General features: G+C 57.0%; 19 protein-coding genes and 1 pseudogene. 8 read left to right on the forward strand and 12 right to left on the reverse strand.

Annotated elements, in window-relative coordinates:
• Positions 1 to 135: 135 nt before the first annotated feature.
• Positions 136 to 822, forward strand: a pseudogene (gene aqpZ, locus H4N61_RS07965) (aquaporin Z).
• Here the strand turns inward: aqpZ and H4N61_RS07970 are convergent.
• From H4N61_RS07970 to metH, 3 genes are all read right to left on the reverse strand, one after another.
• A complete protein-coding gene (locus H4N61_RS07970; protein ID WP_169193910.1) occupies positions 808 to 963 on the reverse strand; it encodes a hypothetical protein in 156 nt (51 codons plus the stop codon). The pseudogene aqpZ and the gene H4N61_RS07970 overlap by 15 nt on opposite strands.
• Before the next feature lie 23 nt (positions 964 to 986).
• A complete protein-coding gene (locus H4N61_RS07975; protein WP_169193909.1) occupies positions 987 to 1,337 on the reverse strand; it encodes a hypothetical protein in 351 nt (116 codons plus the stop codon).
• Positions 1,338 to 1,448: 111 nt separating this feature from the next.
• Positions 1,449 to 5,192, reverse strand: a complete 3,744-nt coding sequence (gene metH, locus H4N61_RS07980; protein WP_182395689.1) for a methionine synthase — start codon at positions 5,190 to 5,192, stop codon at positions 1,449 to 1,451.
• Positions 5,193 to 5,527: 335 nt separating this feature from the next.
• On the opposite strand from metH, the gene H4N61_RS07985 reads away from it, so the two are divergent.
• From H4N61_RS07985 to H4N61_RS08015, 7 genes are read left to right on the forward strand one after another with little or no spacing between them, the layout of a single operon-like run.
• Positions 5,528 to 6,448 (forward strand): septal ring lytic transglycosylase RlpA family protein, encoded by a 921-nt coding sequence (locus H4N61_RS07985; protein WP_182395984.1) that lies wholly within the window; start codon positions 5,528 to 5,530, stop codon positions 6,446 to 6,448.
• A gap of 57 nt (positions 6,449 to 6,505) precedes the next feature.
• Positions 6,506 to 7,642 carry a D-alanyl-D-alanine carboxypeptidase family protein gene (locus H4N61_RS07990; protein WP_248306585.1) on the forward strand — a complete coding sequence of 379 codons (1,137 nt, stop codon included), beginning with the start codon at positions 6,506 to 6,508 and terminating at the stop codon, positions 7,640 to 7,642.
• A gap of 18 nt (positions 7,643 to 7,660) precedes the next feature.
• The gene (tmk, locus tag H4N61_RS07995) at positions 7,661 to 8,347 is read left to right on the forward strand and encodes a dTMP kinase (RefSeq protein ID WP_169193907.1); all 687 of its coding nucleotides are present in this window, start codon (positions 7,661 to 7,663) and stop codon (positions 8,345 to 8,347) included.
• Positions 8,344 to 9,369: an AAA family ATPase gene (locus tag H4N61_RS08000; protein ID WP_182395690.1), complete on the forward strand. Its 1,026-nt coding sequence runs from the start codon at positions 8,344 to 8,346 to the stop codon at positions 9,367 to 9,369. The genes tmk and H4N61_RS08000 overlap by 4 nt, the downstream gene beginning before the upstream one ends.
• A complete protein-coding gene (gene metG, locus H4N61_RS08005) occupies positions 9,366 to 10,913 on the forward strand; it encodes a methionine--tRNA ligase (protein ID WP_182395691.1) in 1,548 nt (515 codons plus the stop codon). Before H4N61_RS08000 ends, metG begins: the two co-directional genes overlap by 4 nt.
• On the forward strand, positions 10,913 to 11,692 hold the full coding sequence (locus H4N61_RS08010) for a TatD family hydrolase (RefSeq protein WP_182395692.1): 780 nt from the start codon (positions 10,913 to 10,915) through the stop codon (positions 11,690 to 11,692). The genes metG and H4N61_RS08010 overlap by 1 nt, the downstream gene beginning before the upstream one ends.
• Before the next feature lie 3 nt (positions 11,693 to 11,695).
• Positions 11,696 to 12,532 carry an MBL fold metallo-hydrolase gene (locus tag H4N61_RS08015; RefSeq protein WP_169193903.1) on the forward strand — a complete coding sequence of 279 codons (837 nt, stop codon included), beginning with the start codon at positions 11,696 to 11,698 and terminating at the stop codon, positions 12,530 to 12,532.
• A 58-nt stretch (positions 12,533 to 12,590) separates the two neighbouring features.
• On the opposite strand, the gene H4N61_RS08020 is transcribed toward H4N61_RS08015, so the two are convergent.
• The 9 genes from H4N61_RS08020 to H4N61_RS08060 form a co-directional block, all read right to left on the reverse strand.
• Positions 12,591 to 13,376, reverse strand: coding sequence for a MetQ/NlpA family ABC transporter substrate-binding protein (locus H4N61_RS08020; protein WP_169193902.1), 786 nt, complete (start codon positions 13,374 to 13,376; stop codon positions 12,591 to 12,593).
• Between the two features lie 28 nt (positions 13,377 to 13,404).
• Complete coding sequence (locus tag H4N61_RS08025) at positions 13,405 to 14,079, reverse strand: methionine ABC transporter permease (RefSeq protein ID WP_169193901.1); 675 nt, start codon at positions 14,077 to 14,079, stop codon at positions 13,405 to 13,407.
• A complete protein-coding gene (locus H4N61_RS08030) occupies positions 14,072 to 15,112 on the reverse strand; it encodes a methionine ABC transporter ATP-binding protein (protein ID WP_248306602.1) in 1,041 nt (346 codons plus the stop codon). Before H4N61_RS08030 ends, H4N61_RS08025 begins: the two co-directional genes overlap by 8 nt.
• Before the next feature lie 322 nt (positions 15,113 to 15,434).
• A complete protein-coding gene (gene ugpC / locus H4N61_RS08035) occupies positions 15,435 to 16,511 on the reverse strand; it encodes a sn-glycerol-3-phosphate ABC transporter ATP-binding protein UgpC (protein ID WP_169193900.1) in 1,077 nt (358 codons plus the stop codon).
• A 21-nt stretch (positions 16,512 to 16,532) separates the two neighbouring features.
• Positions 16,533 to 17,381, reverse strand: a complete 849-nt coding sequence (locus tag H4N61_RS08040) for a carbohydrate ABC transporter permease (RefSeq protein ID WP_169193899.1) — start codon at positions 17,379 to 17,381, stop codon at positions 16,533 to 16,535.
• Positions 17,371 to 18,306, reverse strand: coding sequence for a sugar ABC transporter permease (locus H4N61_RS08045; protein ID WP_182395693.1), 936 nt, complete (start codon positions 18,304 to 18,306; stop codon positions 17,371 to 17,373). The genes H4N61_RS08040 and H4N61_RS08045 overlap by 11 nt, the downstream gene beginning before the upstream one ends.
• A gap of 69 nt (positions 18,307 to 18,375) precedes the next feature.
• Positions 18,376 to 19,596, reverse strand: coding sequence for a sugar ABC transporter substrate-binding protein (locus H4N61_RS08050; RefSeq protein ID WP_169193897.1), 1,221 nt, complete (start codon positions 19,594 to 19,596; stop codon positions 18,376 to 18,378).
• 16 nt (positions 19,597 to 19,612) lie between these two features.
• Positions 19,613 to 20,461 (reverse strand): DUF4037 domain-containing protein, encoded by an 849-nt coding sequence (locus tag H4N61_RS08055; protein WP_182395695.1) that lies wholly within the window; start codon positions 20,459 to 20,461, stop codon positions 19,613 to 19,615.
• 4 nt (positions 20,462 to 20,465) lie between these two features.
• Positions 20,466 to 21,794, reverse strand: coding sequence for an alpha-L-fucosidase (locus H4N61_RS08060; RefSeq protein ID WP_169193895.1), 1,329 nt, complete (start codon positions 21,792 to 21,794; stop codon positions 20,466 to 20,468).
• Between the last annotated feature and the right edge of the window lie 181 nt (positions 21,795 to 21,975).

Raw genomic sequence — 21,975 nt, forward strand, 5'->3', positions numbered from 1 at the left:
GTCGCGCGATGTAAAACTCCGGCCCATCAGAGAATAGCGCTGCGCAAATTAGATCGTGTTTTATTTGTTTTGCTGATTTCGGAAATTTTAGACAGCATATCCAAAGCAGAATCACCTGCTTGGAGTGAGAAGGCCATGATTAAGCGTCTTTCAGCTGAAGCATTCGGAACGTTTTGACTTGTCTTTGGAGGGTGTGGCTCAGCTGTTCTTGCGGCGGGCATTCCGGAACTTGGAATTGGCTATGCAGGTGTCTCGCTGGCCTTCGGTTTAACTGTGCTGACAATGGCTTACGCGGTCGGGCACATCTCCGGCGGGCATTTCAATCCTGCTGTTTCTCTCGGGCTCGCTGTCGCTGGTCGGTTCGATTACAAGGACCTCGTGCCTTATTGGGTCGCTCAGATCATCGGCGGTGCGCTCGGGGCACTGGTGCTCTTCGTCATTGCGTCGGGCGTGACTGGTTTTGTCGCTGGCGGCTTTGCTTCGAACGGCTATGACACGCTTTCTCCGCATGGCTATGGGTTGGTGTCCGTTATCGTAGCTGAAGTGGTGCTGACGGCGTTTTTCCTGATTATCATTTTGGGATCGACGCATAAGAATGCCGCGGCTGGTTTCGCGCCAATCGCTATCGGTTTGGGGCTGACCCTGATCCACTTGATCTCGATCCCGGTGAGCAACACTTCGGTCAATCCAGCACGCTCCATCGCGGCCGCCTTGTTTGCGGACAATGGGGCTTTGGGCCAAGTCTGGGTGTTTATCCTCGCCCCACTTGCAGGCGCCGCTATTGGCGGGATCATTTGGAAAGCACTGCTAGAGCGCGACTGAGGTCGTTGCGCTAGGTGCCTTCAGCGTCGTCGTCATCACCGGGCTTGTCCCGGTGATCCTGTTTTGTGCGAGGCCTGTCTGGATTGCTGGGACAGGTCCGGCAACGACGGTGGGGTGGATCGAATAAATGGTCTGAAGCACTATTGGCTCACGCCTATAGATCTTTACCGGCCCGCTACGCCCTGAAGGTAAAAGCGTTTGGCGACAGTGTGGTCGCGAAGGGCTTGGGCAGGCAGCTTGCCCGTTAAGGCGAACATGACCTGCAGGGGCTCAGGGATAGCGCTGGCATCCACGATAACGCGGGTGAAATTGTCAGTACCGTTGTCGCGGTCCAACAGCAGATTGTAGAGCAGGGCACGGACATCTGTCTGAGAGGAACAGGCCACGCAGCTGGCGCCATCGGCGTGACCGTGGCCGGAGTTGCGGGGTAAGCGCAGAAGCCTGTCGCCGGGTGCGAGTTGAGGCAGCGCGTCCGCTTGGGTCACAACCAGAACTGGAATTTGGGGAGCCAACATAGTGCTACCTGAGAGGGGGTTCTGAAGGAGACGTGTGAGGAGGCGAAGGGTTCCGAAGGGTGAAGAAATAAGGCTCCCGACAGCGCCGGGAGCCTGCTCCTATATCCTAAGTTACTTACCCGGAATGTAGTTCAGCACAGGGCCGAGCCAACGTTCCACTTCGGCAACCGCCATGCCCTTGCGTTCCGCATAGTCCAGAACCTGATCGCGTTCGACCTTGGCGACGCCAAAATAATAGGCGTCAGGATGGCTGAAATAGAGACCGGAAACGGACGAGCCTGGCCACATGGCATAGCTCTCAGTGAGTGTAACTCCGACTTGAGCTTCTGCATCTAGTAGATTGAAAAGAGTGGTCTTTTCAGTGTGGTCTGGCTGAGCTGGGTAGCCCGGAGCCGGGCGAATGCCGGCATAGGGTTCGCCAACCAACTCGTCTGGCGCAAACGTCTCGTCCTTGCCAAAGCCCCAGTGCTCCTTACGGACGCGCTCGTGCATATATTCGGCTAGGGCTTCGGCATAACGGTCCGCGAGGGCCTTAACGAGAATGGACGAATAATCGTCATTCGCCTTTTCGAAGCGCTCTGCAATGGCGACTTCTTCAAGGCCTGCGGTGACAACAAAACCACCAAGATAGTCGGGCGTGCCGACGGGAGCGACGAAGTCGGACAGGGCGACATTGGCGCTATCGGTGCGCTTGGACAGCTGCTGGCGCAGGGTGAAGAAGGTATTCAGCTCAGTGGCGCGATCTTCGCCGGTAAAGAGACGGATGTCGTCCTCGACGCGGTTTGCGGGCCAGAAGCCGATGACGGCCTTCAGGTTGAACCATTTTTCGCCAATGATCTGCTTGAGCATTTTCTGAGCGTCAGCCCAGAGCGCACGAGCGGCTTCGCCCTGTTTCTCGTCTTCAAGGATGGCCGGGTAGCGGCCCTTGAGTTCCCAGCTCTGGAAGAACGGGGTCCAATCGATGTAGCGGGCGATTTCGCCCAGGTCGAGATCGGTGATGGTCTTGGTGCCGAGGAAAGTCGGCTTTGGTGGCGTGTAGCCATCAAAGTTGGACTTGAACGCATTGGCGCGGGCAGTGGCCAGCGGCAGGCGCTTTTTGTCCAGTTCAGCACGTTCGTGCGCAGCCGCCGCCTTGGCGTATTCCGCGCGTGTGGTTTCGACGAATGCGGCGTTCTGATCGTCCGAGAGGAGCGCAGAGACAACACCCACAGCGCGGCTGGCGTCGTTGACGTAAACGGCCTGACCACGGTTGTAGCGCGGGTGGATCTTTACCGCCGTGTGAACGCGGCTGGTCGTAGCCCCACCAATCAGCAGCGGGATGTTAAATCCTTCGCGCTCCATTTCGGCGGCGACATGGACCATTTCGTCCAGCGAGGGGGTGATGAGACCCGAAAGGCCAATGATGTCGACGTTCTCGGCCTTGGCCACTTCCAAAATCTTCGCCGACGGGACCATAACGCCGAGGTCGATGATTTCGTAGTTGTTGCAAGCCAGAACCACGCCGACGATGTTTTTGCCGATGTCGTGGACGTCGCCCTTCACGGTTGCCATCAGAACCTTGCCCGCGCTGGAGCGGCCAGTGCCGCCATTGGCAGCCTTTTCCTCTTCCATATAGGGCAGGAGATAGGCAACGGCCTGCTTCATGACGCGGGCGGACTTTACCACCTGCGGCAGGAACATCTTGCCCGAGCCGAAGAGGTCGCCGACGACATTCATGCCGTCCATCAGCGGGCCTTCGATGACGTGCAGCGGGCGGTCATAAGCGAGGCGGGCTTCTTCGGTGTCTGCCTCGATGAATTCGGTGACGCCATTGACCAGCGCATGGGTAATGCGCTGACCGACGGGGAGTTCGCGCCAAGAGAGGTCCTTGGCCTTGCCCGCTGCGCCGCCCTGACCGCGATAGCGTTCCGCCAGCTCGAGCATACGATCCGTGGCATTTGGCGTGCGGTTGAGGATCACGTCCTCGCAGGCATCGCGCAGTTCGGCGTCGATGGTTTCGTAAACCGCCAGCTGACCGGCGTTGACGATGCCCATGTCCATGCCGACCTTGATGGCATGGTAGAGGAAGACCGCGTGCATGGCTTCACGCACCGGCTCATTGCCGCGGAACGAGAAGGAGAGGTTGGAAATACCGCCCGAGATGTGAACATGGGGCAGGGTCTCAACAATCTCCTTGGTCGCTTCGATGAAGTCGACGCCGTAATTGTTATGTTCTTCAATACCGGTCGCAACCGCGAACACGTTCGGGTCGAAGATGATGTCTTCTGGCGGGAAGCCGACCTGCTCGGTGAGGATCTTATACGCACGGGTACAGATTTCGACCTTACGCTGCTTGGTATCGGCCTGACCGCTTTCGTCAAAGGCCATCACCACAACCGCAGCGCCATAGGCGCGAACGAGCTTGGCGTGATGAATGAAGGCGTCTTCGCCTTCCTTGAGCGAGATCGAGTTGACCAGCGCCTTGCCCTGAACGCATTTCAGACCAGCTTCGATGACATCCCACTTGGAGCTGTCGATCATCAGCGGAACCTTGGCGATATCGGGTTCGGCGGCGAGCAGGTTGAGGTAGTCAACCATGACCTGCTTACTATCGATCAGGCCCTCGTCCATATTGATGTCGATGACCTGAGCGCCATTCGCGACTTGGTCCCGCGCAACGTCGAGCGCTGTGGTGTAGTCGCCAGCGGTGATCAGTTTTTTGAACTTGGCCGAGCCGGTGACATTGGTGCGCTCGCCAACGTTGACGAAAGGAATGTCCGCGGTGAGCGTGAACGGCTCTAGGCCCGCGAGACGCAGCAGGCGCTCGATCTCGGGAACTTTGCGTGGCTCATACTGCGCGACCATCTGGGCGATGGCGCGGATATGGTCTGGGGTCGAGCCGCAGCAGCCGCCGACGATATTGAGGAGGCCTTCGGAGGCAAAGCTTTGCAACTGACGCGCCATGTCGTCCGGCGTTTCGTCGTAAGCACCCATTTCATTGGGCAGGCCAGCGTTCGGATAGGCGCAGATAAAGGTATCGGCGACCTTGGAGAGTTCGGCGATGTGATCGCGCATCAGATCGGCGCCGAGCGCGCAGTTCAGCCCGATGGTGATCGGGTTGGCGTGGCGGATCGAGTACCAGAAGGCGGTCGGGGTCTGGCCCGAGAGCGTGCGGCCCGAACGATCGGTGATGGTGCCCGAAATCATGATCGGCACATCGATGCCGCGCTCGTCAAAAATCTTGCGAGCAGCGAACAGGCCGGCCTTGGTGTTGAGCGTGTCGGTGATGGTTTCAAAGAGCAGAAGGTCAGCGCCAGCGTCGATCAGGCCGCGCAGGGCTTCTTCATAGGCGATTGCCAGCTCGTCGAAGCTGATGGAGCGGTGACCGGGATTGTTGACGTCGGTCGACATGGAGGAGGTTTTTGTGGTCGGTCCGAGGGCGCCCGCAACATAACGGCGACGACCATCTTCTGCCTCAGCGCGCCGTGCAGCGCGGCGGGCAACGATCACGCCTTGGTAGTTGATGTCGTAGACAGCGCTTTCGCAGGCATAGTCGGCCTGCGCCACAGAGGTGCCAGAAAACGTGTTGGTTTCAACGATATCCGCACCCGCCATATAATAGTTGTAGTGGATGTCCTCGATCATTTTCGGTTCGGTGATGACGAGGAGGTCGTTATTGCCCTTGAGTGGGTGCGACCAATCCTTGAAGCGCTCGCCGCGGAAGTTTTCCTCCGTCAGGCCGAGACGCTGGATCATCGTCCCCATAGCGCCGTCGAGAACGAGGATACGCTCCTCCATAGCCTTTGAAAGTGCGGAGCGCACTTCGTTCCAATCCTGGGAAACTGGGCTTGAGATGTTCAGCTCGGAGGGGCTCATCTACCGTCCTCTATACACTTAGGAAGTCTGTGCCGCGTACCGGCTCGTACGCATATAAAGATATCTTTATATCTGAGCAAGCTTGATGCTCGCTTTGCCCATAATTGTGTTCATGCGCCGCAGGCGGATTGGTGGTGCGAGCGGGGGTTGGTGAGATTAGGGGTTTATAAACCATCAAAACTGTCTTCAATTTTATGCATCGGCGCAGGCGTGTAGGTTAACGCGCGATAGGCTCCATTTAAAAAGAAGCGCGAACAGTGACGAAACATTACCGCAAATACGCACGGTTTTTGGTTCTAACCTCTCTGCTCGTCCCGGCTATTGCCGCATGCAACATGGGGAATCTCGGGCCGACAGTGAAGCGTGGTGCCTTCACTTCGGCCAAGTACGGCGTCACCTCCTCGCCGCGCGTAACGACGAATCCTCATCCTCCGCGTGGTGGTGGTCGCTATCAGGTCGGAAAGCCCTATACGGTTGCGGGCAGGACTTATGTTCCGCAACACGATCCGGCCTATGTTGCTGCTGGTACTGGCTCTTGGTATGGCGCTGATTTCCATGGTCGCAAAACTGCGAACGGCGAAATCTTCTCCGCCAATGCTATCACGGCAGCGCATCCTACTCTGCCTTTGCCCTCCTATGTTCGTGTGACGAATAAGGATAACGGTCGCTCGCTCGTGGTGCGCGTCAACGATCGTGGTCCTTATGTTGCTGGTCGCGTGATCGACCTTAGCTATCGCTCGGCGGCCATGCTTGGCTATGTCGAGAATGGCTCTGCCAATGTCGAGATCGCTTATGTTGGCGAAGCGCCGCTCAATGGCGATGATACGCGCCAATTGATGGCGAGCTATAATGGTCCGCAGGAATTCGGGAAGCACACGCAAGTGGCGACCGGCAATTTCGGTGTGACGAACAATATTTTCGGCATGTTCGGCGGTCTGTTCGCTTATGCCGAGGCTGGTGCTGTTCCGGATAGTTCGGCGCAGGCTGCCACAAATGCAATGGCAGCAGGCGGGCTCGACCTCGCGGCCTTCGCAACGCCAGGCGCTGTGCCAGTCAATGTGGATCTCGGCGTTTTCTATGACGATGCGAGTGCGCAGTCTGTCTCGGAGCGCTTCGCTGTGCTCGGTGCTGTTACAGAAAGCGCTTTGCCGTTGAGCTCTGGTTCGGCTTTAAAACTGACGCTGACCAATTTAAAACCGGGCGTGACCGAAGAAGACGTTCGTAACCTCGCTGCCGAGGTTGGAATAGTGCTCTGACTTTGATTTAAATGCGAGCAACGGATTAATTTCCATCACGGAGGGGCGGACGTGAGAGTGTTGTTTGCTACGATCGCTATGCTGGGCCTGATTTCTCAGGCGAACGCTCAGGTGGCGTTTGACAGTAAGGCGAAGTTCGCCATTTTGACCGACCATGAATCTGGCACCGTCCTTTACCAGAAAAGCGCAGATGAGCGCCTAGAGCCAGCGAGCATGACCAAGCTCATGACGCTGGCAGTGGTGTTCACTGAGGTTCGGGCAGGGCGTTTGTCCCTGGACGATGAGTTCTGGGTTTCCGAAAATGCTTGGCGTACGGGCGGGGCTGCCTCTGGTGGCTCCACCATGTTCGCCGTTTTGAACTCACAAATTCGCGTCGAAGATTTGGTGCGTTCGGTCATTATCCAATCGGGTAATGATGCGGCAATCGTTCTGGCGGAAGGCATTGCTGGCTCCGAAGGCAGCTTTGCGGCGATGATGAACGAGTTGGGCGGGCAGATTGGTTTGTCCGGTTCGAATTTCGTGAACTCGACCGGCCTGCCTGATCCTGATGAGTATTCCACGGCGCGCGATCTTGCGGTGCTAGGGAGCTATCTCATCCGCGAGTTCCCCGAGTTTTATCACTACTTCTCTGAGCCGGAGATGGAGTGGAACAAGATCAAGCAGCCTAACCGAAACTCGCTCGTCGAAATGGGTATTGGCGTCGATGGTCTGAAGACTGGACATACGCAAGCGTCTGGCTACGGCTCTGTGACGTCGACCAGCCAAGGCGATCGTCGCCTCGTGGCCGTGGTTCACGGGCTGGAGTCGATGCGCGAGCGCACCGAAGAAGCGCGTAAGCTGCTGACCTGGGGCGCGCGCGCCTTTGAAAAGGTTACGCCTTATGCGGCGGGGCAGATTGTTGGCACCGCAGATGTGTATGGTGGCGAAGTCGCCAGTGTCGGCCTTGTCGGTAACGGCGAAGTTGCGCTTTACCTGCCGCGTGGGACGAAGCAGTGCCTCGCTGCAACCATCAATTATACCGCGCCGCTCATGCCGCCCGTGGAGCAAGGACAGAAACTTGCCGAACTGCGTGTGTTCTGCGACGATCAGCTCATTCAATCGACGCCGCTTTATGCTGCTGAATCAGTAGCGCAGGGTGATATTGTTCGTCGCGCAACCGATGCGCTCAAACAGCTCGCCCTTGGCTGGCTCTGACCGGAATGACACGAGACCATGCTAAAAGCGCCAAATCGAGGCACAGCACGATTTATCACCTTTGAAGGTGGAGAGGGCGTAGGAAAGTCTACGCAGGTCAAGCGCTTGCTGCAGAATTTGGCGCGCAATGACATTGAGGCGGTGCGCACACGCGAGCCCGGTGGCACGCCAAAGGCCGAAGCAATCCGCGCTTTCATTCTCCAGGGAAAGTCCGAGAGCTGGGGGCCGGGGGCAGAAGCGATTTTGTTCGCGGCAGCGCGCTATGACCACGTCCACCAACTTATCGCGCCCAATCTCGAGCGCGGCACCTGGGTGATTTCCGACCGTTTCTGTGACTCAACCCGCGCCTATCAGGGGCTGACGGGTGGTGTTGAAGACGGGCTTATTGATGCGCTGGAAAATCTCGCGCTCGATGGTCATACGCCCGATTTGACTCTTGTTCTCGACATGGACCCCAAACTGGCTTTCCAGCGCGTTGAACAGCGCGCCGTCGAGGATGGTTTGCAGCTCACAGGGGATCGCTTTGAGAAGGAAGATCTCGACTGGCACGAACGTCTGCGGGACAATTTCCTCGATATAGCGTCGCGGAATGCCGACCGTTGTGTCGTGCTGTCGGCGCATCAGAGCGAAGAGGCTCTCGAAATGGCCATTTGGTCCGTCGTGACCCAGCGTTTCCCCGAACTTCAGGGTAGGCCGCAGGCGTGATCGATCCAAACGCAATCGAAGATCTCCCGCTGCCAGAACAGCGGCAGCTTGCCGTTGGTCATGACAAGGCGCGACAAGCAATTTTGGCGCAATTGGCCGATCACCGCCTACCGGGCGCGATAATGATTCACGGGCCTGAGGGGATCGGAAAAGCCACGCTCGCTTTCGAGTTGGCTGCTGCGATATTTACCGCCACTGGCGATGAAAGCGCCGAGCGCGTACGCGAGCAAATCGCGGCTGGCTCGCATCCGAACCTGAGCGTGCTTCGACGCCGAATGAAGGAGGCTAAGGGGTTCTATACGGTGATCCGCGTCGAAGATGTGCGTGAGCTGCGCGAAACCTTGCAGCAGACGCGCGGTCGCTCGGGGCATCGTATCGCTGTTCTTGACTCGATCGACGACTGCAATCCATCCGCTGCCAATGCTCTGCTCAAGACACTCGAAGAGCCGCCAGCAGACACGACCTTCTTCCTGATTTCCCATCGCCCCGGTGGCCTGCTGCCGACGATCAAATCGCGCTGCCACAATATCGCTCTCCGTCCGCTGAGTGATCAGCTTGTGGCAGATGTGGTGATGAACAATCATCCTGAGCTTGATGCTTCAACCCTAGACCGCGCCGTGCAATTGGCAGGCGGTCGCCCGCGTCGGGCGTTTGAAACACTGGCTCTCGCTGAAACTTCCCCCGTTGGGGCGCTGATCACATGGCTGCAGAACCCGGCCGCCATGCCAACAGAAGCGCACCTAAAACTCGGTGACGCGCTTGGGAGTGATCCCAATGGCCCCGATATGTCCTTTGCGCGCGAGATCCTGAGTGATTGGCTGGCATCAGAAATGCGCGATGCGGCAATGCACGGGCCAGATCGTAGGCGACTTGCCTCCGCAACTGAGCTATGGGAGAAGGCAAACGCGCTTCTGTCCGAGGCCGATAGTGTCAATCTTGATTTCAAGCAGACACTGGTCGTGATCTTCGATTGGATCCGGAAGCATAGCGCCCTGTCCGCAAATTCCGCTGAGCAAGAATGACCAAGCCCTTTTACGTCACGACCGCGATTTCCTATCCCAATGGCGCCCCACACATCGGGCATGCCTATGAAATGATCGCGACTGACGCCATCGCGCGTTGGAAGCGTCTGGAAGGGCGCGATGTCTATTTCCTCACCGGCACGGACGAGCACGGCATCAAGATGGTGCAGACCGCTGCCGCCAAGGGTGTTTCTGTTCGCGAGCTGGCGGATGAGAACTCAGCGCAGTTCCAGAAGCTGGCAGGACTGCTCAACCTCTCTAACGACGATTTCATTCGCACCACCGAAGAGCGTCACCATAAGAGCGCGCAGGCCATCTGGAAGCAGATGGAAGCGAGCCACAATGGCGATATCTTCCAGTCCACCTATAAAGGCTGGTATTCGGTTCGCGACGAAGCTTATTTCGACGAAGCTGAGCTGACCGAAAAGGACGGCAAGCGCTTTGCTCCGTCGGGCGCGGAAGTGGAATGGGTCGAAGAGCCTACTTATTTCTTCCGTCTCTCGGCTTATCAGGATCGCCTCCTCAAGCTCTATGAAGAGAACCCAGACTTCATCGCGCCGAAGGAACGTCGCAATGAAATTATCTCCTTCGTAAAGGGCGGGTTACAGGACCTTTCGGTTTCGCGCACTACCTTTGATTGGGGTATTCCGGTTCCGGGCGCTGAAGGCCACGTGATGTATGTGTGGGTCGATGCGCTCACCAACTATATCACCGGCGTTGGCTATCCGGACGAGCAGAGCGAGCTGTTCAAAAAATTCTGGCCCGCTGACCTGCACGTCATCGGCAAGGACATCATTCGCTTCCACACCGTCTACTGGCCAGCTTTCCTGATGAGCGCCGGTCTGCCTGTGCAGCACCGCGTCTTCGCCCACGGCTTCCTGACCGTTGACGGCCAGAAGATGAGCAAGTCGCTCGGCAATGTGATCGACCCGTTCGAGCTGGTCGAAACCTTTGGTCCAGATGCTGTTCGCTACTTCTTCTTGCGCGAAGTGTCTTTCGGCAATGACGGCGACTACAGCCACGAAAAGCTGGTCAATCGCGTCAATGCAGATCTCGCCAACAACCTTGGCAACCTTGCCCAGCGTTCGCTGTCGATGATCAACAAAAACTGCGAAGCGAAGGTCCCTACGCCAGGGCCGTTGACTGCTGAGGATGAAGCTCTCATCACCGAAGTGAGCCAAGCGCTTGAGGTGGCACAAAAAGCGATGGATGAGCAGCTTGTGCATGAAGCAACTGGTGCGATCATCGCTGCACTTAGCTCCGCTAATAACTATTTTGCTGGCCAAGAGCCGTGGGCACTGAAGAAGACTGATTTCGCCCGCATGGAAACGGTTCTGTTTGTTACCGCAGATACTGTCCGTCGATTAGCAATCCCCATGCAGGCGTTCGTGCCTGCGTCGGCGACCCGCCTTCTTGATCAGTTGGGTGTGCCAAATGATCAGCGTTCTCTGGAGGCCGCTAAGACCCAGAATAGTCTTGTTTCGGGCACCGAACTGCCGGTTCCGCAGGGCGTCTTTGCGCGCGTCGAGAAGCCTGCTGAATAATGCTGATCGATAGTCACTGCCATCTCGACTTTGAGGCGCTGTCCAATGATTTGGACGGCGTTCTCGCCCGAGCCGAAGCCGCTGGCGTCACCGGAATGGTGACGATTTCCACACGTGTGGAAAAGTTTTCAACATACACAGACCTTGCCGAACGATACCAGAACATCTGGTGTTCCGTTGGGACACATCCGCATAACGCCCACGAAGAACTCCATATTCAAACGGAAGACCTTGTACGGCTAAGTACCCATCCGCGTTGCGTTGCTATCGGCGAAGCCGGTCTCGACTATTTTTACGACAATGCTCCGCGCGAAGCGCAGGCCATCGGATTGCGTCGGCACATTGCAGCAGCTCGGATCACCGGTCTTCCACTGGTTATCCACAGCCGCGCAGCCGATGAGGACATGGCCGCTATCCTGCGCGAAGAAACAGAGCAGGGGGATTTCCCATTCCTTCTGCATTGCTTCACGGCGGGTAAGGCTTTGGCTGAAACTGCGCTAGAGCTGGGCGGCTATATCTCGTTCTCGGGGATCATCACCTTCAAGAACGGCGAGGAAATCCGCGAGGTCGCCAGAATGGTGCCGGCGGATCGTTACCTCGTCGAAACCGACGCGCCTTATCTCGCGCCGATCCCGCATCGGGGCGAAAGCAATGAGCCAAGCTATGTCCGTCACACCGCGGCCAAGGTCGCCGAAGTGCGTGGCATCAGCCTTGAACAGTGCGGCGTGGAAAGCACGGCGAATTTTGCGCGTCTGTTTTCCAAGACCGGGCTCAAATAACTCATGGCCAAACCCGACCGGATCATCGCGACCATTCTGGGATGCGCATCATCCGGCGGCGTGCCGCGTTTAGGCAATATCTGGGGCGCGTGTGATCCACTCGAGCCCCGCAACCGCCGTACCCGTTGCGCCTTGCTGGTTGAGGCCTGGCAGAACGGCGTGGATGAACCGACGCGCGTGCTCATCGACACCGGCGCTGATATGCGCGAGCAATTGCTTGCTGCAAATGTGGGGCGTCTTGATGCCGTGCTGTATTCGCATGAGCATGCCGACCACACTCATGGGATCGACGACCTGCGCGTGCTGGCACTACAGAGCCGCAAGCGGGTCGCCGTTTATTACTCTGAGGCGTGCGGCGAACGCCTGAATCTTGCGTTCGGCTATTGCTTTAAAACTCCTGCAGGCAGTTCCTACCCGCCAATTCTCGACGCCCACGTCATTGCCGATGGTGACACCGTGAGCATTGACGGGCCGGGCGGCACAATCGACTTTCTCGCCTTTGACATGGTCCACGGCGATATTATGTGCTTCGGGTTCCGCGTCGAAGATTTTGCTTATTGCTGCGATCTCTCAGCACTGCCGCAAAGCTCCGAGGCTGGCATGACCGCGCTCAAGACGTTGATTATCGATGCTTTGCGACCGACACCCCACCCGAGCCATTTGAGCCTGCCCGAAGCCTTGGACATGATCGAGCGCTTTGCCCCGCAGCAAGGCATTCTCACCAATCTGCACATTGACCTCGACTATCACACGACGGACGACGAAACGCCGCCCAATGTGACGCCTGCCTTTGATGGCATGTGCATCGATGTGCTGACCGGCCACATTCTCAATCGCTGACAAAAAAAGGGCGCCTCGGATATCCGAAGCGCCCCATTCATTTGGCTATGCGCAGTGCTTACCAGCCTGCGAGTATCGAACCCTTGAATTCGGTTTCGATGAACGCCTTGATTTCATCGTTGTGGTAGGACGCGACCAGATCCTTGACCCACTGCAAGTCCTTGTCTTCCGAACGGACGGCAATGACGTTTACGTATGGGCCGGTTGGGCTTTCGCGCAGGATCGAACCGTTGACTGGGTCGAGACCAGCGTCTTCAGCGTAATTGGTGTTGATGCCAGCAGCATCCAGATCGGGCAGAGTGCGCGCGAGCTGAGCAGCGTCGATTTCGAGGAACTGCACGTTCTTCGGGTTTTCGATAACGTCGATCACCGAAGCCTTCGTACCAACGCCTTCCTTGAGCTTGATCAGGCCAGCGGATTCCAGAAGCAGCAGAACACGACCGCCATTGGTTGGGTCGTTCGGGAGGCCGATCTTTGCGCCTTCTGGCAGGTCTTCAAACTTCTCGAACTTGTCCGAGTAAACGGCGATCGGGAAGTTCACGGTGACAGCGACGGTTTCGATCTTGTAGCCGCGATCAGCGATCTGGTTGTCGAGGTATGGCTGGTGCTGGAACGAGTTGGCGGTGAGGTCGCCGGTCGACAGCGCTTCGTTCGGAATGACGTAATCCGAGAACTCCAGGATTTCCAAGGTGTGCCCCTTGGCTTCGAAGATCGGCTTAACCTGTTCCATGATCTGGGCGTGTGGGCCAGGGGTGACGCCAATCTTGACGTCTTCAGCAAAGGCTGGGGCTGCGATCAGCGATGCACCAGCGATCAGGGCAGCAGTAAAAGTCTTGAGGCTCATTTGAACAATCCGACTATTGGGAGAAAGATTAATGACGCGACCGCTTGTCGAAGCGGTTTGCGAGGAAGTCGCCCAGGCTTTGTACGCTCTGGACAATGACGATGAGCACCAGCACCACAGCCAACATGACGTCTGGCATAAAGCGCTGATAACCAAAACGAATACCCAGATCGCCCAAACCACCACCACCAACAGCGCCGACCATGGCCGAGAAGCCAATGAGGCTCACAATGGTCAGGGTCAGGCCGAGGGTGATGGCAGGAAGCGCCTCTGGGAGGAGGACCTTTTGCACGATCTGCAGAGGGCTTGCGCCCATTGAACGGGCCGCTTCGATCAGGCCGCGGTCAACGCCACGAATAGCGCCTTCGATGATGCGGGCGATAAAGGGCGCAGCTGCGATTGTGAGAGGGACAATCGCTGCCGTGGTGCCGATGGAGGTCCCCGCGATAAGTCGGGTCAGCGGCACGATGGCGACGACGAGAATGATAAATGGGGTCGAACGCGCGGCGTTGACGATAAGGCCAAGAATGGCGTTGAGGGCAGGGGCCGCAAACAGTTCGCCCTTTTGGCTGGTCGCCAGAAAGACGCCCAGCGGCAAACCGATAGCCGTCCCGACGATGCCGGACACCAAGACCATGTGGAACGTCTGGACAAGGCTATTCCAGAACAGGTTCAGCATTTGAGGCGAGAAGATCTCAAGCATAGCCAAGAACCTCCGTTTCGAGACCTAAGGTGCTGGCCTCTGTTTGCAGTGCAGCCAGCTTTTCCGGAGTTGCGTCGGCGCTGATGACCAGTGTGCCGAAAGGTTTGCCGTGGATATGGTCGACCTTGGCTTGAATAATACCGAAATCGAGACCTAGGCGGCGGGTTAGGACCGAAAGGAAGGGCTGCGCTGCGCCTTCACCCTTGAACGTGAGGGTGACATAGGCCTGCTTGCCAACCGCAGGAGCGGAAACGATCCGGTTGCGGATGTGCTCGGGCAGGGCGGTGCCTGTTAATTCGGACACGAACTTGCGCGTCGTCGCATTGGTTGGCTGGGTGAAGACGTCATAGGTCGGGCCTTGCTCGACGATATGACCGCCTTCGATGACCGCGACACGGTCTGCCACAGCCTTGATCACGCTCATTTCGTGGGTGATCAGGAGAACGGTGAGGTTAAACTCGGCATTGACCTGACGCAGGAGCGCCAGAATAGATTCCGTAGTTTCTGGGTCGAGCGCTGATGTGGCTTCGTCCGACAGCAGAACCTTGGGCTTGGTCGCCAAAGCGCGAGCGATACCGACACGTTGTTTTTGGCCGCCGGACAGTTCGGACGGATAGCGATCGGCCTTATCGGCCAGCCCGACCAGATCGAGCAGCGGCAGGACGCGCTTTTTGATCTCGGCGGCCGGAACGCCAGCGATTTCGAGAGGCAACGCAACATTGCCATAGGCCGTGCGTCGCGCCAGCAGGTTAAAGTGCTGGAAGATCATGCCGATTGAACGACGTTCATCGCGCAGCTGCTTTTCGGACAGCGCAGAAACCTCAACCCCATCAACGATGACCTTACCCGCGGTTGGCAGTTCAAGGCCATTGATGAGCCGGATCAGGGTCGACTTGCCGGCGCCGGACTTGCCGATGACACCGACAATGTTCCCACGCGGGATATCGAGATTGATGCCGCGCAGTGCGAAGACCTGATCATTCCCACCACGGGCAGCATAAGTCTTCTCTACGCCTTGCAGTCGGATCGCGATATCGGATGCCTCATGTGTGGGAGGCGATGTGTGGTCTAGATGGTCAGGCACAGTTATTCCTTTGCTCGACTAACTTTGTCGTCTTTATGCGCCAATCTGTCGAGCGAACGAAATTCAAATGAACCGTTCACCTCAGGATTTTTGTCTTTAGAAGACGCCTTCTGCGCAAATTTCCTCTCAACCCTTTGAATGGGCGGGGTTTATAGCCAAAACGACTATAGCAGATTGCGCGTAAAAGTGGCCAGCACAGTGACTGGCCACGCTCGGCTTCGTGAAGCTGTGCGGGGGAGGCGACGCTCGAGTTTTTGGCCTACCGAGATTCTTAGGAAGGGATATCACCGATGCGGTGACCACTGGTCGTATCGAAGAGTATCATCTTCGATACATCGGTGCGCACAGACATTGGTGAGCCAATTGATCCGAACAAGCGATCCCGTGTGAGTACGGTGAGATCATGCGCACCAGCGTGCACAACGAGATGGGTTTCCGCCCCGGTCGGTTCTATGCTCTGCAACGTGCCGGAGATTGGCCCGTCGCCAAGCGCGATGTGCTCGGGACGTATGCCTGCGGTAATGGATTTTCCGTGTAGGCCACGCGCGCTAGCTGGAAGCGGCCAACGAAGCCCATCTGCGTCAACCAAGACGGGTTCGTTCGTTGCATCAACCTGCCCAATGAGAAAGTTCATTGCAGGCGACCCAATGAAGCTGGCGACGAAACTATTGGCCGGTTGATCGTAGATATCTAAGGGCGAGCCAACTTGTTCAATGACGCCAGCGCGCATGACCACGATGCGGTCTGCCATCGTCATAGCTTCCATCTGGTCATGGGTGACATAGATCATTGTCGCGCCGAGGCGGCTATGCAGCGCTTTGATTTCACTTCGCATTTGAACGCGCAACTTGGCGTCGAGATTGGACAGGGGTTCGTCAAAAAGAAACACAGCAGGATTACGCACAATGGCGCGTCCCATCGCAACACGCTGCCTTTGGCCGCCGGACAATTGGCGCGGGTAGCGATCCAGCAGAGGTTGAAGGTGGAGGATTTCGGCGGCGCGGTTCACCTCTGACGCAATGTCAGTCTTGCTCTTTTTGGCGAGTTTTAGGGAAAACGCCATGTTGTCGTAAACGGTCATGTGCGGGTAGAGCGCGTAGCTCTGGAACACCATCGCGATGTCGCGCTCTTTGGGTTCGAGGTCATTGACCACGCGATCGCCTATGGCAATTTCGCCATCAGTGATGGTTTCGAGACCCGCGATCATACGCAGCAGGGTCGACTTTCCGCAGCCCGATGGTCCCACGAGCACCACGAACTCGCCATCCTCGGCGTTGACGGACACCCCATGCAATACCTGGGCAGCGCCGTAGGCCTTGACGACATTACGAATTGAAACACTGGCCATGATGACCTCCTGTTTTCGCGCCTATCGACCGCCCATGCCGGCATTGAGTGCGATGGACTTGTAGATGAGTTTTTGGAGCAGAATAGCGAGAGCAATGCCTGGCACCATGGACAGGGTCGCGCCCGCCATGATGAAGTTCCATTGCGTACCCGCTTGGGTTTGAAATTGGGTCAACCCCACAGGCAGCGTGGCATTCTCGGTGCCGGTCATGACGATCAGCGGCCAGAGGAAGTTGTTCCATTGACCAATGAAGGTGAAGAGCGACAGCAGGCCGATCGCTGGCATGGAGAGCGGCACGATAATGGAGATGAGGATACGCAAACGCGAGGCGCCATCTATGCGTGCAGCCTCCTCAAGCTCCATGGGTATGGAGAGGAAGAACTGCCGCATGAGAAACGCGCCGAAGGTGCCGAAGGCAACGGGTAGGATAACCCCTTGGAACGTGTTCACCATGCCCAGTGCGTTGACGATAAGAAACAGCGGAATGATCAGCATGATCCCCGGAACCATAAGCGTGCCAAGGTAGCCCATCAGCAAGAGGTCGCGCCCGGGGAAGTTCAGTCGGGCAAACGCGTAACCAGATAGGCACGAAACAATGACGGTGATGATGGTCACACTCACGGCGACAATCATGCTGTTGAGAAAAAACCGCCCGAACGGCAACTCGGTCCAAGCCCGCACGAAATTGTCCCATTCGAACTGATGGGGGATCAGGCGTACGGGTGTTGCCAGAACCTCCACATTGGAGCGCACGGCATTGGACACCATCCAGAAGAATGGGAAGAGGAAGATGAGTGCCACGATGATCAGCAACACATGGCTGACCAGTTCGGCCGGGGTAAAGTGCAGGTTTTCGCGCTTAGTTGTCATAGTGCACCCACTTGCGCTGTAGCCAGAATTGGAAGGCGGTGAGCGCCATGATCATGGCAAACATCACCCACGCGATCGTTGAGGCATAGCCCATCTGGAAGTTCTGGAAGCCACGCTGGTAGATGGCGTAGCCCAGGGTCGCCGTGGCATTGCCGGGACCGCCGCGGGTCATGACATAGATCTGATCAAACACCTGCAGCGAGGAAATCGCCGTCATCACCATGCCAAAAAACAGCGTAGGGGAAATCAAGGGGAGGCGGATCTTCCAGAACCGGTCCCAAGCGGTAGCTCCATCAATACGCGCTGCCTCAAGGTAGCTTTGAGGAACCATATCGAGCGCAGCATTGAACAAGACCGTGTTGTAGCCGACGCCAGCCCAAAGCGAGACGATGATCACGGCCTGCATGGCCAGACCTTGATTGGTCAGCATGTTTGGCATGGTGACGGAAATGGCCTGCATCACCCCATCAAAAAAACCGCCCGGCATGAAGATCAGCAGCCACACTATGGAGACAGCAATGCCGGGCGTGAAGGTGGGGAGAAAGAAGATGACCCGGAACCATTTCTGGCCGAACTTGGCGCTCGATATCCATGTCGCAAGGGCCAATGAAATCACGAGGTTGAGGATCAGATACTCGACCGTGAAGAACAAGGTGTTGCGCAGAACGGGCCAAAACTGCGGATCAGCAGTGAGCAGACGTTGATAATTGGCGAAACCAACGAACTCTGGCGTGCCAAGGAGCTTCCAATTGGTGAAACTCAGAACCACCGAGGCCAGAATGGGGAGCACAAGGAAGAGGATCATGCCGATGAGGCCGGGCAGCAGGAAGAACAATGCTGTGCGGGCTTCCCGCGCCGCAATGCGGCTCTTCTTGGGGTTCACTGGCACAACTATGCGCGTTGCGCCCGTTTCTATCGCTGTCATGGCTCCGTCCCTTGCTAAACTGAGGGTGACCCCGCGGAATTGCTCCCGCCGGATCGGGGGGAGAAGGTTTTAGAACGGCAGCTGGTTCTGAATGTCAGTCAGGACAGCTTCGGTCGTTGAGTCACCCTGCAAGGCCAGTGGCATGTACTGGGTGATCAGATTTTCAAAATCGTTGTACTTTTCGTTCAGACGGAACTTGGTCGAGTGCTCAAAAGCGTAGGTGAGCGCCTCGCGTGCGCCGACGACATCCTTTGCGGCCTCGTCGTACCAGAATTTTTGGGCGTCGAGACGGCCCGGCAGCGCCCGGCCAGCGGTTGCAAGGATTTCGGCAGCTTTCGGGCCGGTGAGAACGGCGAGAGCCTTAAAAGCCTCATCCTTGTGCTTGCTGGCGGCGGCAACACCCCAGCCAGAACCTGCAGTGATGAAACGAGACGGCCCATCGCCACGCGGCAGTGGCGCCACGCCGATTTTGAAATCAACGCTGTCTTTGGTCTGGACCAGCACCCAAGGACCATCGATGTACATCGCTGCTTCACCGGTCGCAAATCGACCACTCCCAGTGATTGCGCCTGCCCCTGAGGCGAAGACTGGCGACGTCTTGTCGACATTGACGAGATCAACATACTTTCCGACGGCCTCGACATAGCCAGGGTTAGCTGCGTCGAACTCATCGGCGTCATTAAGGTATTCGGCGCCCAAAGCGACCGGACCGGCAATGAAGTCAAATGCCTGAGTGGCGTAACCGTATTTGCCATCGCCGGTAAGCTTGAGCGCGGCATCGCGGAAGTCGTTGAAGGTCCAGTCTGGGGCTGGGGTCGGAATGCCCGCTTCTTCAAAACGGTCTATATTGTAGTAGACGACCCAAGGGCCAACGTCATAGGGCAGGGCGTATTGCGTATCGCCATGTGAAAGCCCCTCCATAATGGAGCTTTCGTAGAGATTGACGTCAAACCCTTCCTTCTCGAAGTATGGATCAAGCGGCTCAAGAATGCCGTAGAAGGTGGGCATGCGCATCGACTGCATGGCGACGATGTCAGCAATTTGCCCGGATGAAGCAAGAACGGGCAGGCGCGTCCAATAATCCGTCCAACCCGAGAACTGTGGCGTCACCGTAATATTCGGATACTGTTCGGTGACCAGTGCTGCAAGGCTTCCGAACAGGGCGCTGTCTTTTTCATCGCCCCACATTTGCCAGGTCAGATTGACCTGTTCCTGACTGTAACTTGGGGCAGCAAACAGGGATGCACTGGCTAAGGCCGTTGTGGCCAATAAAACAAGATGTCGTCTCACGATAGTCTCCTCAAGCCTACGAAAGATCTCCACGGGCCTCCGGCCGCAGCTCCACGACTGCGGATGGAAGTTTTCGACCGACCTCGGCCGATATCAGGGTCTCCACATCGTTGATCATGGAGACAATATTTTCGCGTTGGCGATGCCACCGATCCGGGGCGTTTCCCGGTTCGACAATTTCGACCATGCGTTCAACAAAATGCGGGGGCAGCTGTGGCAGTTCATGGGCCAAGACTAGGTTCCAGCCATCGCCCGGGAAGTATCGCCGGTTAAAGGCGAACACGACCTGCATGATGGCATTCACCAACTTGCAAGTGATGCCAGCGAGAAACACGAGGTCGAGCCGGATGACCTTACTGGTGTAATGGTAATCGCTCTTCCAATAATCCAAGATTTTGCGGTAATGCGTAAAGATCGCGCTACGCAATATCTCCGGAAACACCGCGAGCTCCATCCTCCAGGATTGCAGCTCTCCGCGGGGATCGTAAGCGATAAGCTGGGTACTGAGGTCTGTTGGGAGCTGATACCCCCAGATCGTCCACTCGAACTGCTTTTCGACCACTTGTCCGGCCAGCCAACCATTCAGATCACGCCGCACGCCTTGATAGCTGCGCATCCAAATGCCATCCATGCGGGCACCAAGCTTCTGAAAGCGCCGCTGCTCCAGCAAGAAACGCTGCCATTGTGGGGTTTGCTGCAAGTGCGGACGATAGGCGTCCGAATAGGCGCGGAAATCATAATCCGACAACGCATCGGCACGCCCTTTACCGTGCGAGCCGGCCAGCGCGACCGCTGCCGCACCGTCTTCCGCCAGATCGGCGATCAGCGGTACCATGACAGCGATAAGTTCGTCGCGCAGGCTCATTGTCTTATGCCTCGTCGTGGAGAATGAGTTCTACGACGGGCGACACCATGTCTGGCTTGAGAACCGGTAGCTCCAAAGTCAGCATATTGGCGCCGACAGCGACGCCGATATTGCTATCAACTTCCGCCTTAGGGTCCAGCCAGTGGATCTCGCTCGCATCGTGCAAGAGCTGGGCATAGCGCACCTTGCCGCCCAGATTGGCGATGTGAACATGACGGAACGGCCAAGTCTGCAAATGCAGATAGAGCCTGTTACCCTTTTGCGTGAATTTGCAGCCGTTCGGTGCCTGATATTTGGACGGCCCAGCGCCATAAATGGAGCGGCTATTATAATGCAACCACTCGCCATAGGTCTGAAGCGCAGTGACGGCGCGCTTGTCGAAGGTGCCACGACCTGTCGGGCCAACATTCATAAGTAGATTGCCGCCGAGAGCAACGGTGTCGACGAGGATATTGATGAGCTGATCAGCATCCTTCCACGTGCTTTCGTCGCGGTGATAGCCCCAAGAGCCCGAGAAGGTATGGCACACTTCCCAGCGCACCGGGCGGCCATTGATGGTTGGGGCTTCGCGCGGCGTATATTGCTCCGGGGTCGCCAGATCCTTCGGGAAATTCCCATCGGTTGGCAGGTCGAGACGGTCGCCGACAATAATGTCGGGCTGGAGCTGGCGCACGAGGCCAATGAGTTCCTCGCTTTCCCAATCAGTCCGACCTTTTCCGGGCATGCCGCGATAGTCGCGATTGGGATAAGAGAAGTCGAACCAGATGACCGAAATTTCACCGAACTCTGTCAGGAGCTCAGTCACCTGATTGCGCATGTATTCAGCGTATTTGCGGATGTCGCGGCTCTTGTTCATCTCGAGCGCATCAGGGTGATTGCGCAGCGCATGAATGCCGTCGATCGGGAATTCCGGATGATGCCAATCGATCAGCGAATAGTAGAAGCCGACCTTTAGGCCTTCGGCACGAAACGCTTCGACATATGGCTTCAAGAGGTCCTTGCCATATGGAGTGTTGGTCGCCTTGTAGTCCGTAAACTTACTGTCCCAAAGACAGAAGCCTTCGTGGTGCTTGGCAGTCAGCACCACATATTTCATCCCCGCTTCACGGGCATGACGTGCCCATTCCTTGGGGTCGTATAGGTCCGGATTAAAATTCTCAAAATACTTGGCGTAGTCTTCGGGCGATGTTTCCTCGCGGTTCATGACCCATTCGTGCCGAGCGGGCAGGGCGTATAGACCGAAGTGGATGAACATCCCAAAGCGATCTTCTGAAAACCAGGCCTTGCCACTTGCGCCATCATCGGCGCGGCTCAGCGTCAGCGAGCTATCCATCAATTCCTCCCAGAAGCATATCGAACCGGTTCGATATAATAGTTTGCCGAGATGTTAACTTTGTCAAGAAGGGTAAGATCAAAAATCGCACGTCACTGAAATGGGGCTTGAAGTCTGGCCGATTTTGCCTAGAAATGCGCAGGAAAGCGGTACGTATATCATTCGAAGTTCGCAGCGCTCT

The organism is Devosia sp. MC521, from assembly GCF_014127105.1.
Classification (GTDB): Bacteria; Pseudomonadota; Alphaproteobacteria; order Rhizobiales; family Devosiaceae; genus Devosia.

Coding starts and splice junctions, on each gene's coding strand:
- H4N61_RS07975 (WP_169193909.1), bottom strand. CDS start 1,337: ATGTTGGCTCCCCAAATTCCAGTTCTGGTTGTGACCCAAGCGGACGCG.
- metH (WP_182395689.1), bottom strand. CDS start 5,192: ATGAGCCCCTCCGAGCTGAACATCTCAAGCCCAGTTTCCCAGGATTGG.
- H4N61_RS07985 (WP_182395984.1), top strand. CDS start 5,528: ATGGGGAATCTCGGGCCGACAGTGAAGCGTGGTGCCTTCACTTCGGCC.
- tmk (WP_169193907.1), top strand. CDS start 7,661: ATGCTAAAAGCGCCAAATCGAGGCACAGCACGATTTATCACCTTTGAA.
- metG (WP_182395691.1), top strand. CDS start 9,366: ATGACCAAGCCCTTTTACGTCACGACCGCGATTTCCTATCCCAATGGC.
- H4N61_RS08010 (WP_182395692.1), top strand. CDS start 10,913: ATGCTGATCGATAGTCACTGCCATCTCGACTTTGAGGCGCTGTCCAAT.
- H4N61_RS08015 (WP_169193903.1), top strand. CDS start 11,696: ATGGCCAAACCCGACCGGATCATCGCGACCATTCTGGGATGCGCATCA.
- H4N61_RS08020 (WP_169193902.1), bottom strand. CDS start 13,376: ATGAGCCTCAAGACTTTTACTGCTGCCCTGATCGCTGGTGCATCGCTG.
- H4N61_RS08025 (WP_169193901.1), bottom strand. CDS start 14,079: ATGCTTGAGATCTTCTCGCCTCAAATGCTGAACCTGTTCTGGAATAGC.
- ugpC (WP_169193900.1), bottom strand. CDS start 16,511: ATGGCCAGTGTTTCAATTCGTAATGTCGTCAAGGCCTACGGCGCTGCC.
- H4N61_RS08040 (WP_169193899.1), bottom strand. CDS start 17,381: ATGACAACTAAGCGCGAAAACCTGCACTTTACCCCGGCCGAACTGGTC.
- H4N61_RS08045 (WP_182395693.1), bottom strand. CDS start 18,306: ATGACAGCGATAGAAACGGGCGCAACGCGCATAGTTGTGCCAGTGAAC.
- H4N61_RS08055 (WP_182395695.1), bottom strand. CDS start 20,461: ATGAGCCTGCGCGACGAACTTATCGCTGTCATGGTACCGCTGATCGCC.
- H4N61_RS08060 (WP_169193895.1), bottom strand. CDS start 21,794: ATGGATAGCTCGCTGACGCTGAGCCGCGCCGATGATGGCGCAAGTGGC.